Origin of the sequence: Methylobacterium endophyticum, assembly GCF_050591105.1 — a bacterium.
GTDB lineage: Bacteria > Pseudomonadota > Alphaproteobacteria > Rhizobiales > Beijerinckiaceae > Methylobacterium.
In genome coordinates this window covers 117634-131560 of sequence record NZ_JBNHES010000009.1, presented here as the reverse complement: position 1 = coordinate 131560, position 13927 = coordinate 117634, and the positions used below count along the sequence as shown (strand labels likewise).

At 72.5% G+C, this 13927-nt stretch carries 13 protein-coding genes; 6 read left to right on the top strand and 7 right to left on the bottom strand.

The window, feature by feature from the left end:
- Nucleotides 1-221: 221 nt before the first annotated feature.
- The 5 genes from ACP56T_RS12320 to xseA all read right to left on the bottom strand — a co-directional run bounded on the left by ACP56T_RS12320 (nt 222) and on the right by xseA (nt 5041).
- Nucleotides 222-734, bottom strand: coding sequence for a hypothetical protein (locus tag ACP56T_RS12320; RefSeq protein ID WP_430912407.1), 513 nt, complete (start codon nt 732-734; stop codon nt 222-224).
- A gap of 160 nt (nt 735-894) precedes the next feature.
- Nucleotides 895-1605 carry a DUF1013 domain-containing protein gene (locus ACP56T_RS12315; RefSeq protein WP_430912406.1) on the bottom strand — a complete coding sequence of 237 codons (711 nt, stop codon included), beginning with the start codon at nt 1603-1605 and terminating at the stop codon, nt 895-897.
- A 207-nt stretch (nt 1606-1812) separates the two neighbouring features.
- Nucleotides 1813-2757 (bottom strand): ribose-phosphate pyrophosphokinase, encoded by a 945-nt coding sequence (locus tag ACP56T_RS12310; protein ID WP_430912405.1) that lies wholly within the window; start codon nt 2755-2757, stop codon nt 1813-1815.
- Between the two features lie 167 nt (nt 2758-2924).
- Nucleotides 2925-3152 carry a DUF4170 domain-containing protein gene (locus tag ACP56T_RS12305; protein WP_430912404.1) on the bottom strand — a complete coding sequence of 76 codons (228 nt, stop codon included), beginning with the start codon at nt 3150-3152 and terminating at the stop codon, nt 2925-2927.
- Nucleotides 3153-3325: 173 nt separating this feature from the next.
- Nucleotides 3326-5041, bottom strand: a complete 1716-nt coding sequence (gene xseA / locus ACP56T_RS12300) for an exodeoxyribonuclease VII large subunit (RefSeq protein WP_430912403.1) — start codon at nt 5039-5041, stop codon at nt 3326-3328.
- Between the two features lie 150 nt (nt 5042-5191).
- Here xseA and purD point away from each other — a divergent pair, with 150 nt between their 5' ends.
- Entirely contained in the window at nt 5192-6475 is a 1284-nt protein-coding gene (gene purD / locus ACP56T_RS12295) for a phosphoribosylamine--glycine ligase (protein WP_430912402.1), read from the top strand.
- 16 nt (nt 6476-6491) lie between these two features.
- Here the strand turns inward: purD and ACP56T_RS12290 are convergent, their stop codons facing one another.
- Nucleotides 6492-8588: a putative bifunctional diguanylate cyclase/phosphodiesterase gene (locus tag ACP56T_RS12290; RefSeq protein WP_430912401.1), complete on the bottom strand. Its 2097-nt coding sequence runs from the start codon at nt 8586-8588 to the stop codon at nt 6492-6494.
- A gap of 194 nt (nt 8589-8782) precedes the next feature.
- Between ACP56T_RS12290 and ACP56T_RS12285 the strand changes: the two genes are divergently transcribed.
- Together ACP56T_RS12285 and ACP56T_RS12280 are read left to right on the top strand one after the other, a co-directional pair.
- Complete coding sequence (locus tag ACP56T_RS12285) at nt 8783-9688, top strand: alpha/beta fold hydrolase (protein ID WP_430912400.1); 906 nt, start codon at nt 8783-8785, stop codon at nt 9686-9688.
- Nucleotides 9689-9840: 152 nt separating this feature from the next.
- Nucleotides 9841-10500 carry a class I SAM-dependent methyltransferase gene (locus ACP56T_RS12280; RefSeq protein WP_430912399.1) on the top strand — a complete coding sequence of 220 codons (660 nt, stop codon included), beginning with the start codon at nt 9841-9843 and terminating at the stop codon, nt 10498-10500.
- 118 nt (nt 10501-10618) lie between these two features.
- Here ACP56T_RS12280 and ACP56T_RS12275 read toward each other — a convergent pair whose 3' ends face one another.
- The gene (locus tag ACP56T_RS12275; protein WP_430912398.1) at nt 10619-11080 is read right to left on the bottom strand and encodes a nucleoside deaminase; all 462 of its coding nucleotides are present in this window, start codon (nt 11078-11080) and stop codon (nt 10619-10621) included.
- Between the two features lie 268 nt (nt 11081-11348).
- Between ACP56T_RS12275 and ACP56T_RS12270 the strand changes: the two genes are divergently transcribed.
- From ACP56T_RS12270 to ACP56T_RS12260, 3 genes are all read left to right on the top strand, one after another.
- Nucleotides 11349-11537: a CsbD family protein gene (locus ACP56T_RS12270; RefSeq protein WP_430912397.1), complete on the top strand. Its 189-nt coding sequence runs from the start codon at nt 11349-11351 to the stop codon at nt 11535-11537.
- Nucleotides 11538-11617: 80 nt separating this feature from the next.
- Nucleotides 11618-11794, top strand: coding sequence for a DUF1328 domain-containing protein (locus ACP56T_RS12265; RefSeq protein ID WP_430912396.1), 177 nt, complete (start codon nt 11618-11620; stop codon nt 11792-11794).
- 114 nt (nt 11795-11908) lie between these two features.
- Nucleotides 11909-13918: a pseudouridine synthase gene (locus ACP56T_RS12260; RefSeq protein WP_430912395.1), complete on the top strand. Its 2010-nt coding sequence runs from the start codon at nt 11909-11911 to the stop codon at nt 13916-13918.
- Nucleotides 13919-13927 lie beyond the last annotated feature (9 nt).

Genomic DNA, 13927 nt, shown 5'->3' with positions numbered 1-13927 from the left:
CGAGGGCCCACGCGTCGGCGGCTCGTGTTTCGGAAAGCCTCCGCCACCGCCGCCCCGAAGGAGCGTGCCGACGCGATCGTCATGCGATGGTCGAGGGCTTCGCGCTCTCCGGGATCGTCCGGGCTCCGGCGGAAAAAGCCGTGACCCCCGAGGCGATTCCACCCCGGCGAGCGCGCGGGGTCCATACAATATCGGGGCGCCCGCGGCAACCGCGGTGGTCGTCAGGCGTCGAGGGGCGTGCGCATCGGCTTGCCGCGCAGCCAGATGGCGGAGGCCACGGAGAGCGGTTCCAGCGGCAGCAGCACCCGGCCGTAGGGCTTGCCCCACAGCGCGACGCCGTCGAAGGCGACGCCGCGGATGACCAGCCAGGTGCCGAAGGGGAAGCTCGCCTCGGTGCCCTCGCCGGGGCCGTAGCACTCCTCGAAGGCGATGGGGTCGATCATCATCTGGCCGAACTTGGCGAGATGTCCGGCCATCGGGACCTTGGAGCGGAACAGAACCCTGTCGCGCCGGAAGGACGAGAAGCACGGCTCGTATTCGCGCAGCACGGGAGAGAGCCGGCCCCCGATGCGCAGATAGGACGGGTTCGGCCCCGTCCCGCCGAAGTTGAGGGCGCTCCAGCCGGCTTCCGCGATCAGAGACTCGGCGAGCGTCACCGGCTCCCCCTCGCCCGGCGCCTCCCTGGGCGGGGGAGACGCGGCGCTCATCGGCGTCGCGGTGTCGGGCGCGGCCATCGGATCGTCCTGTCCCGGCGCTCGGGCGAGCGCCGCAATCAGGCATGATTGCGCATATCGGCGCGCTTGGCGAGCCTCGCCGTCAGGAAAAACCCGCCGGCACCCCGTATCTTCTAGACGAAAGCTGAATTATCTTGCCGATATTCGTCTCTCGGACCCGTCAGTCCTCGTCGTCCATCTCGTCGCGGCGCATGCCCTTGAGCTTGGCGAAGACCGAGTCCGCGTCGATGCGCTCCTCGCGGCCGCCGCGCGCCGGGGCCTCCTCGGCCTCGTAGTCGGGGGCGGTGGAGACGTCGGCCGGCAGCAGCGGGGCGCCGGCCTCGGCGGGGACCACGGCCGGGCGGTCCTTGGCGGCGCGCTGCACCTCGAAATCGAGGTCGATCTGCGAGCACAGGCCGAGCGTCACCGGGTCGAGGGGCTGGAGCTGGCCGGAGTTCCAGTGGGTGCGGCCCTTGATCTGCGCGATCGTCGACTTCGTGGTGCCGACGAGGCGGATGATCTGCGCGTCCTTGAGCTCGGGGTGGTTGCGCAGCAGCCAGAGGATGGCGTTCGGCCGGTCCTGGCGGCGCGAGAGGGGCGTGTAGCGCGGGCCCTTGGTGGTGCGCTTCACCTCAGGCAGCTTCACCTTCGAGACCGCGACCTTGAGGCGGTAGGCGGGGGATTTCTGCGCCTTCTCGATCTCGTCGCGGGTGAGCTGGCCGGTGGTGATCGGGTCGAGGCCCTTGATGCCGGCGGCGACCTCGCCGTCGGCGATGCCCTTCACCTCGAGGGGGTGCAGCTTGCAGAAATCGGCGATCTGCTCGAAGGCCAGCGAGGTGTTCTCCACCAGCCATACGGCGGTGGCCTTGGGCATCAGCGGACCCTGGGACATGCGAGGCGACTCCGGCGATGCGCGACGACGGGCATCGATGAGGCCCGATCCACGGACAGGAGTCCGCCGGCTCCGGGGCGACGGCCCGAAGCATCCCGTCTCACGCTGCAATAGGGGAATGCCGTCTATATAGGCGCGCCACCCCGTCCGACGCAATCGGGAACGCGCCGCGACCGCCCCGGCGGTGTCGCGGGGCTCGACTCGACCTCAGTCGAACAGGCTCGACACGCTGGCTTCCGTCGCGGTCCGGCCGATGGCCTCGCCGAGCAGCGGCGCGATCGAGGCGACGCGGATGTTGCGGGCGAGCCGTACGGCCTGGGTCGGCTGGATGGAGTCGGTGATGACGAGCTCCTTCATCCGCGAGGCGGCGATGCGCGAGACCGCGCCCCCCGAGAGCACCCCGTGGGTGATGTAGGCCGAGACCTCCTTGGCGCCGGCGTTGAGCAGCGCCTCGGCCGCGTTCACCAGGGTGCCGCCGGAATCGACGATGTCGTCGACGAGGATGCAGGAGCGGCCCTCGACCTCGCCGATGATGTTCATCACCTCCGATTCGCCGGGCCGCTCGCGGCGCTTGTCGACGATGGCGAGGGAGGCGTCGATGCGCTTGGCGATGGCGCGGGCGCGCACCACGCCGCCGACGTCGGGGGAGACCACCATGCGGTCCGTGGTCGGCAGCCTCTCCTTGATGTCGCGCACCATCACCGGGGCGGCGAAGAGGTTGTCGGTGGGGATGTCGAAGAAGCCCTGGATCTGGCCGGCATGGAGGTCGAGGGTCAGCACGCGGTCGGCGCCGGCCTCGGTGATGAGGTTGGCCACGAGCTTGGCCGAGATCGGCGTGCGGCCCGAGGTGCGCCGGTCCTGCCGGGCATAGCCGAAATAGGGGATCACCGCCGTGATGCGCCGCGCCGAGGAGCGCCGCGCGGCGTCGATCATGATGAGCAGCTCCATCAGGTGGTCGTTGGCCGGGAACGACGTCGACTGGACGATGAAGACGTCCTCGCCGCGCACGTTCTCCTGAAGCTCGACGAAGATCTCCATGTCGGCGAAGCGCCGGACCATGCACTTGGCGAGCGGCAGTTCGAGATAGCCGGCGATGGCCTCGGCCAATGGCCGGCTGGCATTGCCGGCGATGATCTTGATCGAGGACTTCATGCGGGCACGCTCACGTCGGTGATCCCGGAGTGACTATCGTCCGGCCGGGTCGACCGGCCGGGCTCTTACCAGCGGCGGCCGATCGTCACAATGCTTTCACGGAAGGACCCGGCTTTCACGGAAGGTCCGGCTTGCACGCAGGACCCGCCCCGGCCGGGGCGCCGGCCTCACGGCTCCAGCAGGCGGTGCAGGTGCACGATGAAGTAGCGCGTCTGGGCGCTGTCGACGGTGGCCTGGGCCTTGGCCCGCCACGCGGTCTGGGCGGAGGCGTAGTCCGGGAAGATGCCCACGATGTCGAGGCCCTTCACGTCCTTGAAGTTGACGCCTTCGAGGTCCTTCAGCTCGCCGCCGAAGACGAGGTGCAGCCGCTGGTCGCTGTCGATCTGGGTCGTCATTCCGCCTCGCTCAAAGCCGTTCGCGCCGCGCCCCCGCCCGCCGCGTCCGCCTTGGACCGGAAGGCACGAGCCGTGCCGCTGCGGTCGCAAACGCGGGCTCGGCCGTCAAGCGCCGCCGCCGGCTCGTCCAGACCTCGAGGCTGGCGGCCTCGTTTTCCTCGTCAGGCCGCCGTTCAGAACAGCGAGCCCTGCGGGCCGCCCTCCTCCGCGCCGGCCTGCCCGGACGATCCGGTGCCGTCGTCGTCCGTGGCGCGCGGCCGCCGCGCGGCGGATTTGCGTGTCTTGGCCGGTGTCTTGGCCGGTATCTTGGCCGGCGCCTTGAGCGGCGGCTCCGTCCCGCCGCCCGCCTCGGCGCGGGCGGCCGCCAGGCCGTCGGCGAATTCGAGGGTCAGCTCCTGGCCCGGCGCGAGCTGGGAGGCGCGGCGGATGCCGCCGCCCGCCGCGTCGCGCACCAGGACGAAGCCGCGCGCCAGCACCGCGCGGTAGCTCAGCGAGCCGAGGAGGCTCGCCGAGGCCGCGAGCGCCTGCCGCCGGCGTTCCAGCAGCCGGGCGGCGGCGCGGGCGAGGCGCTCCCGCGCGGTCTCCAGCCTGTCGCGGGAGCGCGCGGTCTCGGCCGCCGCCCTGGCGAGCGTCGTTGCGCGGGCGACGACGAGGCGCCGTCCGAGCCCGTCCAGCGCATCGGCGCGCCGGGCCGCTAAGTGGTTGAGGGCCCGCTGCGGGCGATGATCGAGGGCCGAGAGCCGCGCGCGGGCGCGGGCGAGCTGCAATTCGGGCGTGCGCCGGCCCAGCCGGTCGAGCAGCCGCGACAGCCGCTCGCGGAAATGGCGGGCGTTGCCGGCGAGCGCCGGCATCAGCCGGGCCTCGGCGAGGTCGAGCCGCTGGCGCTTGGCGCCGAGCACCGCGTCGGGGCCCGGCATGGCCCGCAGCAGCGCCCGCAGGTCCGCGCGCTCGCGATCGATCCGGCGCGCGACCGCCGAACGCAGGCGGCGGGCGAGGTCGTCCACCTCGGCGAGCAGGTCGGAGCGCACCGGCACCGCCATCTCGGCCGCGCCGGTGGGGGTCGGCGCGCGCCGGTCGGCGGCGAGGTCGATGAGGGTGGTGTCGGTCTCGTGGCCGATGGCGGAGATCAGCGGGATCGCGCTCTCGGCGGCGGCGCGGACGACGATCTCCTCGTTGAAGGCCCAGAGATCCTCGATGGAGCCGCCCCCGCGCGCCACGATCAGCACGTCCGGCCGCGGGATCGGGCCGTCCGGCGGGAGCGCGTTGAAGCCGCGGATGGCGGCGGCGACTTCTTCCGCCGCGCCCTCCCCCTGCACCCGCACCGGCCAGACTAGAACGGGGCGCGGGAAACGGTCGGCGAGCCGGTGCAGGATGTCGCGGATGACGGCGCCGGTCGGCGAGGTCACGACGCCGACCACGCCGGGCAGATAGGGGATCGCCCGCTTGCGCTCGGCGGCGAACAGGCCCTCTGCGGCGAGGACGCGCTTGCGCTCTTCCAGCAGCGCCATCCAGGCGCCGATGCCGGCGGGCTCCAGGCTCTCGACGACGATCTGATACGACGACTTGCCGGCAAATGTGGTGATCTTGCCGGTGGCGACGACCTCCAGCCCCTCCTGCGGGCGCTGGCGCAGCCGGTTGAAGGTGCCGCGCCAGACCACGGCGTCGATGCGCGCTGTGCCGTCCTTCAGCGAGAAATAGGCGTGGCCGGAGCTGTGCGGGCCGCGATAGCCCGAGATCTCGCCGCGCAGGCGCACATGCCCGAAGGAATCCTCGAGGGTGCGCTTGAGCGCGGAGGCGAGCTCCCCCACCGACCATTCGGGCTGGTTGGTGGGCGGGCTCTCGGACGGCTCGGGCGAGGGTTTGGGCGCGGCGGCGCGCGGAACGGCCATGGCCCGACGCTAGCCGCCGCGCGGCTCCGGGTCGAGCCCGTGGCGGCCGCCATTCCGACCCTGGGCCGGAGCGGTTCCGGTGCATGGGCGGCCGGATTCGCGTGCTCAACCCTTTCCCCGGCGCGCGTTTTCGGCAAAACCCTTCGGTCCATGAACATCCTGCTGATCGGGTCCGGCGGCCGCGAGCACGCCCTCGCCTACGCCTTGTCGAAGAGCCCGCTCTGCGCGCGGCTGTTCACGGCGCCGGGCAATCCGGGCACGGCGCAGCACGGCGAGAACCGGCCCGATCTCGACGTGTCGGACCATGCGGCGGTGCGCGCCTTCTGCGAGGAGGCCGGCATCGGGCTCGTGGTGGTCGGGCCCGAGGCGCCCCTCGTCGCCGGGCTGGTGGACGATCTCGCGGCCGCCGGCATCCGCGCCTTCGGGCCGACGAGGGCCGCCGCGCAGCTCGAGGGCTCGAAGGGCTTCACCAAGGATCTCTGCGCCGAGTTCGGCATCCCCACCGCCGGTTTCGCGCGCTTCGACGCCCTCCAGCCGGCCCTCGACTATCTGCGGGAGACGGGCGCGCCGATCGTGGTCAAGGCCGACGGGCTCGCCGCCGGCAAGGGCGTCACCGTCGCCGAGACCCTCGACCAGGCGGAGGCCGCCGTGCGCGCGCTCTTCGCCGAGCCCGGTGCCGAGATCGTGATCGAGGAATGCCTGACCGGCGAGGAGGCGAGCTTCTTCGCGCTGTGCGACGGCACCCGCGCCATCCCGGTCGGCACGGCCCAGGACCACAAGCGCGTCTTCGACGGCGACCGGGGCCCCAACACGGGCGGCATGGGCGCCTATTCCCCCGCCACCATCCTCACCCCCGCCCTCGAGCGCGAGGTGATGGAGACGATCATCGCCCCGACGCTCGCCGGGATGCGGGCGCGCGGCATCCCCTTCAAGGGCATCCTCTATGCCGGGCTGATGCTGACGGCCGAGGGGCCCAAGCTCATCGAGTACAACACCCGCTTCGGAGACCCGGAGGCGCAGGTGCTGATGCCGCGCCTCGCCTCGGACCTCGTGCCCGCCCTGCTCTCGGCCTGCGACGGCGACCTCTCCGGCGTCGGCCTCGAATTCGACGACCGCAAGGCCGCGCTCACCGTGGTGATGGCGGCGGCGGGCTATCCGGGCACGGTGGTGCGCGGCTCGGAGGTGCGCGGCGTCGCGGAGGCGGCGGCCGGCGACGACGTGTTCGTGTTCCTCGCCGGCACCCGCGCCGAGGGCGGGCGCCTGCTCGCCGACGGGGGCCGGGTTCTCGCGGTCACGGCGCTCGGCGAGAGCGTGATGGAGGCGCAGGCGCGCGCCTACGCCGCCGTCGCCCGGCTCGACTGGCCGGAGGGCTTCTGCCGGCGCGACATCGGCAGCCGCGCGGTGGCGCGCGAGGTCGCCGGGGGCGGAATCTAGAGCGTTTCCCCGCCCGTCAGGCGGCGGCGGCCAGCTCGGAGTCGAGCAGGGCCGCGATCTCGGAGGCGGGTCGTGGCGGGCTGAACAGGAAGCCCTGCATCTGCTCGCAGCCCTCGGCCCGGATCGAGGCGAGCTGGGCCTCGGTCTCGATGCCCTCGACGAGGGTCGTGATGCCGAGATTGCCGCCGAGCCCCACCAGCGCCTTCAGGATCGCCCCCGCATCGCTGCGCTTCTCGGCGTCGCGCACGAAGGAGCGGTCGATCTTGATCTTGTCGAAGGGGAAGCGGCGCAGGTAGCTCAGGCTCGAGTAGCCGGTGCCGAAATCGTCCATCGAGATGCGGATGCCCGTGCGGCGCAGGAGGTGGAGCGTCTCCAGGTTCGACTCGGTGTCGTCGAGCAGCACGCTCTCGGTGATCTCGAGCTCCAGCCGCTCGGGCCGCATCCAGGCCGCGCTCAGCACGGTCAGCACGGTCTGGGCGAAGTTGCGTTGGCGCAGCTGCACGGCCGAGACGTTGACGGCGATGGTGATGTCCTCCGGCCACGCCGCCGCGTCCCGGCAGGCCTGGCTCAGCACCCATTCGCCGAGCGGCACGATCAGGCCGGTCTCCTCGGCCAGCGGGATGAAGGTCGCGGGGCTGATGAGCCCCTTCTCGGGATGGCGCCAGCGCACCAGCGCCTCGAGCCCGGTGACGCGACCCCGGCGCAGGTCGACCAGCGGCTGGTAGTGCAGCTCGAAGTTCCCCGCGACGAGGGCCTCGCGCAGCTCCCGCTCCAGCACCCGGCGGGCCTTGGCGTTCTCGTCCATGGCCGCCACGAAGACGCTCGCCGTGCCCCGGCCCGCACCCTTGGCATGGTAGAGCGCCACGTCGGCGTTCTTGAGAAGCCGCTCGATGTCGTCCGCCTCGCCCGTCGCCATGGCGACGCCGACGCTGGTGCCGATATCGAGCATCATCCCGTTGATCTCGTAGGACGCGCTGAGCGCCCGCACCAGACGATGCGCCAGCGCCAGCGCGCCGCCCTCGTCGGAGACCCGGTGGAGCACGGCGAACTCGTCCCCGCCCAGCCGGCCGATCACGTCGCCCTCGCGGACGTTGACGCGCAGCCGCTCGGCCACGGCCCGCAGCAGCTCGTCGCCGACGGCGTGGCCGTACATGTCGTTGACCGCCTTGAAGCGGTCGAGGTCGAGGCAGAGCAGGGCCACGCCGGGGCCCGCATCCTCGCGGCCGCGGCCGAGCATCTCGAGGCCCTTCTCGCGCAGGGCCGTGCGGTTCGGCAGGTCGGTCAGGCCGTCATGGCGCGCCATGTGGGCGATCCGGGCCTCGTTGCGGCGGCGCTCGGTGATGTCCTCGAAGGTCGAGACCCAGCCGCCGCCGTCCATGCGGCGGTAGATGATGGCGATCACCCGCCCGTCCGCGAGCTCGCGGTGGGAGGGGACGCCGAGCACGTCGGCGAGCGCGAGGCGCGTGCCCTCGCAGAGGCTGTCGACGGTGACGTCCTTGCGGTAGGTGCCCTGCCCGACCAGGACCTCGCAGATCTCCCACTGGGTCATGCCGCTTCTGATCGCGCCCGCCGTGAGCCCGAAGATCTCGCGGTAGCGGGCGTTGCAGACCACCAGCCGCGAGGCGGCGTCGAACATGCACAGCCCCTGGGTCATGTTCGCGAGGGCCGCGTCGAAACGGTGGAGCTGCTCGCCGAGCTCCTCGTTCGACTGCTGGAGGTCCCGCAGGGCCGCCGCCAGGGCGTCCCGCGTCCGGCGATGCTCGGTGACGTCGCTGCACACGCCCCGGAAGCCGAGGAAGATCCCCTCCGTCGAGAAACGGGGCTCGCCGCTGACCTTGAACCAGCGCGTGCCGCCGTCGGGATGGTCGTAGGGGTAGTCGAAGTCTCGGAATTCGCGGCGGCTGGCGACCGCGTCCCGATAGGGCCGCCAGAAGGTCTCGTCGGCGGTGTTGCTGGCGATGGCTTCGCGGCTGCGCCCGATCAGGGCCTCGACCGGCTGGCCGAGCACGCCCTCGGCACCGGCGGAGAGGTAGACGAGCCGCGAGGACTCGTCCGTCTCCCAGAACCAGTCGGAGCTGATCGCGCTGAAATTGTCCAGGAGTTTTGCGGGCATCGAACCACCGGATCGGTTCTCTCATCAATGGCTCAGATGGCTTAACAAACTTCGATCCCTGGAAGGCGGCGGCCCGTCTTGATAAAGAAAGACTTTCCGCAACTTCTATCAGGTGATCGTTCCCGCGCGGTTGTTCGCGCTCAAGTGCATGATAGTGTACAAAGTGATTCTGCCGAACGGGAGCTTGAGGACGCATGGACCAGGACCTGTTTCCGGGTTTCGAATCCCTCTGGATCGACGGCCCCTGGGGCCGCGCCTTCGCGCGGGCCGGCGGATCGCCCGACGCGCCCCCGCTCCTGCTGCTGCACGGCTTCCCCGAGAGCCACGCGATGTGGCACCGCCTCGCCCCGGCCCTGGCCCGCGACCGCCGGGTGATCTGCCTCGACCTGAAGGGCTACGGCTGGTCCTCGGCCCCGGAGGGCGATGCCGCCCACGACACCTATTCCAAGCGGACCCTCGGCCGCGAGGCCGTCGCGCTGATGGAACAGCTCGGGCATGTCCATTTCGCGATCGCCGGGCACGACCGGGGGGCGCGCGTCGCCTACCGGCTCGCCCTCGACGAGCCGGGCCGGGTCTCGCGCCTCGCCCTCCTCGACGTGGTGCCGACCCTCGTCCAGTGGGAGCGCATCGAGGCGCATCCCGGCCTGAACGCGCATTGGCGCTTCCTGGCCGAGCCGGCCCCAGGCCCGGAGACGGAGATCGGCCGGGACGCGGACGCCTATTTCGAGGGGCTCATGCGGCTCTGGTCGGGGCGCGGCGACCTCTCGGCCTTCGATCCCCGCGCGCTGCGTCTCTACCGGCAGGCCTGGGGCGTGCCCGAGCGCGTCCATGCCATGTGCGAGGACTACCGGGCCGGGGCCGGTCCCGACCGCGCGGCGGACGCCGCCGACCTCTCCGCCGGGCGCATCCTGGCGATGCCGGTCCTGGTGCTGGCGAGCGACGCCTATCTCGACAGGGACAAGCCCGAGACGGCGCTCGCCGCCTGGCGGCGGACCTTCGCGCCGAAGGCCGAGGGCGCGCAGATCGCCTCCGGGCATTTCATGGCGGAGGAGAACCCCGAGGCCGTGCTCGCCGCGCTGGCGCCCTTCCTCGCCGGCTGACCCGCCCCGAATCGGGACAGCGCCGGGGCGAAACGGAAAAAGCCGTGCCGCGCCGGGCCGGAAACGGCTGGTTCACCGCTTGCTGTACAGTGCGGGATATCGAGGGCCGTCCCGCGCGAGGCGAGGCGCCCCGGCCTTTCGGGAAAGACCGCATGTCCGCCTGGATCCGCTTCGTCGGCACGATTTCCGGCCATTTCCGCCGGGGCCGCAGCGCCCTCTACCGCAGCCTCCAGCCCGACCTGTCGCGCCTCAGGGTCTGCGATCTCGGCGGCTCGCGCCATTTCTGGGAGGCGATGCCGAAGGACCTCGTGCCCTCCGACCTGACCCTCCTCAACGTCGCCGACGACGGCCAGTCGCGCAGCCATACCGGCGGCTTCGACGACCTCAAGGTCGTGCTCTACGACGGCCAGCACATCCCCTACCCGGACGGCCATTTCGACGTGGTGATCTGCAACTCGGTGATCGAGCACGTTCCCCTCGACCAGCGCGAGCAGCTCTGCCGGGAGATCCGCCGGGTGGCGAAATACTACTTCGTCCAGACGCCAGCCTACGCCTTCCCCATCGAGCCGCATTTCGTCTTCCCGGCCCTGCACTGGATGCCGCGCGCGCTCGGCCGCCGCTTCGTGCCGCTGGGGGTCTGGGCGCTGATGAACCGCCCGACCCGCGAGAAGATGGACGCCTATTTCGACGAGGTGCACCTGCTCACCCGCCGCGACGTGGCCGCCCTGCTGCCGGGGGCGACCATCGCCAGCGAGCGGGCGCTCGGCCTGGTGAAGTCCTACACCGCCCACGGTCCGGGCGCGGCGGCCTGAGTTTGGTGGCCGCCGGCCCGATTCTCGGGCCGGCGGCGTTCGCCGCATGGGCGGCGGCGCGCGGTCGCGCTTGCCGCCGACGCGGGTGAGGGCGCGCCTTGCTTCCGGTGGCGGTGACTCAGTCCCGCCTGTCGCGAAAGAACGCGCGCAGCATCTCCCCGGCTTCCGCCTCGCGCAGGCCCCCGTAGACCTCCGGCGCGTGGTGGCAGGTGGGCTGGTTGAAGACCCGCGCCCCGTGCTCGACCCCCCCGCCTTTCGGGTCGAAGGCCGCGAAGTAGAGGCGCCGGATGCGCGCCAGCGCGATCGCCCCCGCGCACATCGGGCATGGCTCCAGGGTCACGTAGAGATCGCAGCCCGTCAGGCGCTCGTCGCCGACCGCCGCGCAGGCCGCGCGGATGGCGAGGATCTCCGCATGCGCCGTCGGATCCCGCGAGGCGCGCGGGCTGTTGCCGGCGGCCGCCAGCAGCACCCCGTCGCGGACGACGACCGCGCCCACCGGCACCTCCCCGGCGGCGGCGGCGCGGCGGGCCTGATCGAAGGCGAGGCCCAAGGGATCGAAGGGAGGCGGCGGGGCGGACACGTCCACGCTTCTAGAGTCTGTCGGGCGCTTTCAGAAGCACCCGACAGACTCTCGGTCCTTCGTTCTCCCGTCTGTCCGGACGGAGAACCGGGACCCACTTCTCCTGGACATACTCCAGGCGCTCGGCGCTTCGGCGGAAACGTCGCCCTGCCCGATCGCTCCGGGTTCCGCCGCGCGGGCATGTAAAATCCCGGAACATTCCGCGCGGGTCGGCTGTTTCTGTCCCACGAAGCGGCGCCGCCGCAGAAGAAACGAAGGACAAGTCGCCATGAGCAGCACCACGGACAAGATCAAGGGCCTCGCCAACGAAGCTGCCGGCAACGTCAAGCAGGGCGTCGGCAAGATGACGGGCAACGAGAAGCTCGAGGCCGAGGGCAAGGCTCAGGAACTGAAGGGCGACGCCCAGAAGAAGGTCGGCGAGACCAAGGACGTCATCAAGGACAAGACCGGCCTCTGAGCGGCCTCCGCGCCGGGCAGGACCGAAGTGTCCGGCCCGGCCGTCGCGCAAATTCTCATCGCAGCAGAGCGGAGAGCATCATGATCGGTTGGGCCATCACCTTCCTCGTCGTCGCGCTGGTCGCGGCGCTGCTCGGCTTCGGCGGCATCGCCGGCACGGCCGTGGAAGCCGCCAAGATCGTCTTCTTCGTGGCCATCGCGCTGTTCGTCATCTCGGCGGTGTTCGGGGCGATGCGCGGGCGCGCCCCGCGACTCTGACGAACTCATCCTCGCCACGAGCGGACGAGGCGGCCCCCCCCTCGGGGCCGCCTTTTTCCGTTCCGGCGGCCGAGGCTCCTCGCGCCCGTCCACCCGCTCTGGTATGGGGCGCGCATGAGCGACATGACTGAGACCGGCGCCGGCGCGCCGCCGGACGAGCCGGCCGATACCCCCTCGTCCTCGCAGCCGTGGTCCCCGGCCACCGACGCGACGACGCACGAGCAGGCCCCCGCCGGGAAGGCGCCGCCCAAGCGCAAGGCCCCGGCCCGGCCCGTGAAGGCCGCGCCGGTTGCCGAGAGCGAGGCCGCGCCGCATCCCGCCGACGGCGACCTCGCCGGGTCCGCGGCCTCGTCCGGGGAGGAGCCCGAGGATACCGTGGCGGCTCCCGAAACGGCGGCCCCCGAGACCTTCGAGGGCGAGCGCATCGCCAAGGCCATCGCGCGGGCCGGCATCGCCTCCCGCCGCGACGCCGAGGAGATGATCCGCGAGGGCCGCGTCACCCTCAACGGCGCGGTGATCGACTCGCCCGCGCTCAACGTCACCGAATCCGACCGCATCACCGTCGACGGCGAGCCGCTGCCGGCGCGCGAGCGCACCCGGCTCTGGATCTTCCACAAGCCGCGCGGCCTCGTCACCACGGCCCGCGACCCGGAAGGGCGCCAGACCGTGTTCGAGGCGCTGCCCGAGGAGATGCCCCGCGTGGTGGCGGTGGGCCGGCTCGACATCAACACCGAGGGGCTGCTGCTGCTGACCAACGACGGCGGCCTCGCCAAGGTCATCGCCCATCCCGACACCGGCTGGCTGCGCCGCTACCGGGTGCGCGCGCATGGCGAGACCACGCAGGTCGAGCTCGACCGCCTGCGCAAGGGCGTCACCGTCGACGACATGGAATACGGGCCCGTCGAGGCGACCCTCGACCGCGTGCAGGGCGACAACCTCTGGATCACCCTCGGCCTGCGCGAGGGCAAGAACCGCGAGGTCAAGCGCATCCTCGAGCATCTCGGGCTCTCGGTGAACCGGCTGATCCGCCTGTCCTTCGGGCCGTTCCAGCTCGGGGAGCTGGAGGTCGGCCTCGTCGAGGAGGTGCGCACCAAGGTGCTGAAGGAGCAGCTCGGCCGCAGCCTCTCCGAGGCGGCGGGCGTCGATTTCGACAGCGCCGTGCGCGAGCCCGTCGCCCCGTTCGGCTCGCCGAAGGCCGCCGCCCGCGGGTCCGAGGCGCCTCCCGCCCGGCAGCGCCGCGACGCGCCCTCCGGCGATCGCCGGCCGCGCGGCGCCCCCGCCGCTCCGGCCAAGCCCGCGCGCGTGCCCACCGGCGGCGCCGGCCCCGGCCCGCGCCGTTCGGTCTGGCGCTCCGCCGACGAGACCGAGGCGGCGGCCGGGTTCGTGCGGCCGTCCAAGCCCCCGCGCCGGGGCGCCGATCCGAAGGCCGAGCGCGCCGTGGCGGCCGAGCGTGGCCGCGAGCGCGTCGGCGCGATCAAGACCGGCGAGCGCCGGGTGGTGGTGGAGCGCCTGAAGGCGAGCCCCCCCGAACCCGTGGCGGAGCCCCATCGCCGCACCCGTTTCCGCAAGAGCGGCGACGAGGCCCCGCGCGGCGGGGACATGCCCCGGAGCGGCGCGCGCGAGGAGCGGCCTTCGCGCGGCGCCTCCTCCGGCGAGCGTCCGTCCCGCCCTCCGGTCCGCTCGCGCGATGCCGGCGGCGAGCGCGCGGAAGGCGGGCGCCCGGCGGCCCGGCCCTTCCGCTCGTCCGACAAGCCGTCCGGCGGCGGCGGCAGGTCCTTCGGTGAGAAGCCCTTCGGCGGGGCCAAGCCCGGACGTTCGGCGGGACCGCGCTCCGAGGGCGATCGGGCGGGCTCCGGCCGCGACGATCGCGCCGGTTCCGGCAAGGAAGGCGGCTATCGCGGCGGCGGCAAGCCCGGCTTCAAGGGAGCGGCCGGAGCAGGCGCTTCCAAGGGAGGCGGGTTCAAGTCCGGCGGCTTCAAGGGCCCGCGCGATCAGGGCGAGCGCCCGCGCAGTGGCGGCGGCGGCCGTCCGCCCGGCGGATCGGGACGCACCGGGGGCCCGAGTCGGCCGGGCGGTTCCGGCGGCCGCTCCGGGGGCGGGCGTCCGCCCCGCGCCGGCCGCTAGGCGGATCCC

What these genes read in the sequence shown, in the direction of transcription:
- purD (WP_430912402.1), top strand. Translation starts at nt 5,192, where the DNA reads ATGAACATCCTGCTGATCGGGTCCGGCGGCCGCGAGCACGCCCTCGCC.
- ACP56T_RS12305 (WP_430912404.1), bottom strand. Translation starts at nt 3,152, where the DNA reads ATGACGACCCAGATCGACAGCGACCAGCGGCTGCACCTCGTCTTCGGC.
- ACP56T_RS12285 (WP_430912400.1), top strand. Translation starts at nt 8,783, where the DNA reads ATGGACCAGGACCTGTTTCCGGGTTTCGAATCCCTCTGGATCGACGGC.
- ACP56T_RS12260 (WP_430912395.1), top strand. Translation starts at nt 11,909, where the DNA reads ATGAGCGACATGACTGAGACCGGCGCCGGCGCGCCGCCGGACGAGCCG.
- ACP56T_RS12315 (WP_430912406.1), bottom strand. Translation starts at nt 1,605, where the DNA reads ATGTCCCAGGGTCCGCTGATGCCCAAGGCCACCGCCGTATGGCTGGTG.
- ACP56T_RS12290 (WP_430912401.1), bottom strand. Translation starts at nt 8,588, where the DNA reads ATGCCCGCAAAACTCCTGGACAATTTCAGCGCGATCAGCTCCGACTGG.
- ACP56T_RS12265 (WP_430912396.1), top strand. Translation starts at nt 11,618, where the DNA reads ATGATCGGTTGGGCCATCACCTTCCTCGTCGTCGCGCTGGTCGCGGCG.
- ACP56T_RS12270 (WP_430912397.1), top strand. Translation starts at nt 11,349, where the DNA reads ATGAGCAGCACCACGGACAAGATCAAGGGCCTCGCCAACGAAGCTGCC.
- ACP56T_RS12310 (WP_430912405.1), bottom strand. Translation starts at nt 2,757, where the DNA reads ATGAAGTCCTCGATCAAGATCATCGCCGGCAATGCCAGCCGGCCATTG.
- ACP56T_RS12280 (WP_430912399.1), top strand. Translation starts at nt 9,841, where the DNA reads ATGTCCGCCTGGATCCGCTTCGTCGGCACGATTTCCGGCCATTTCCGC.
- ACP56T_RS12320 (WP_430912407.1), bottom strand. Translation starts at nt 734, where the DNA reads ATGGCCGCGCCCGACACCGCGACGCCGATGAGCGCCGCGTCTCCCCCG.
- xseA (WP_430912403.1), bottom strand. Translation starts at nt 5,041, where the DNA reads ATGGCCGTTCCGCGCGCCGCCGCGCCCAAACCCTCGCCCGAGCCGTCC.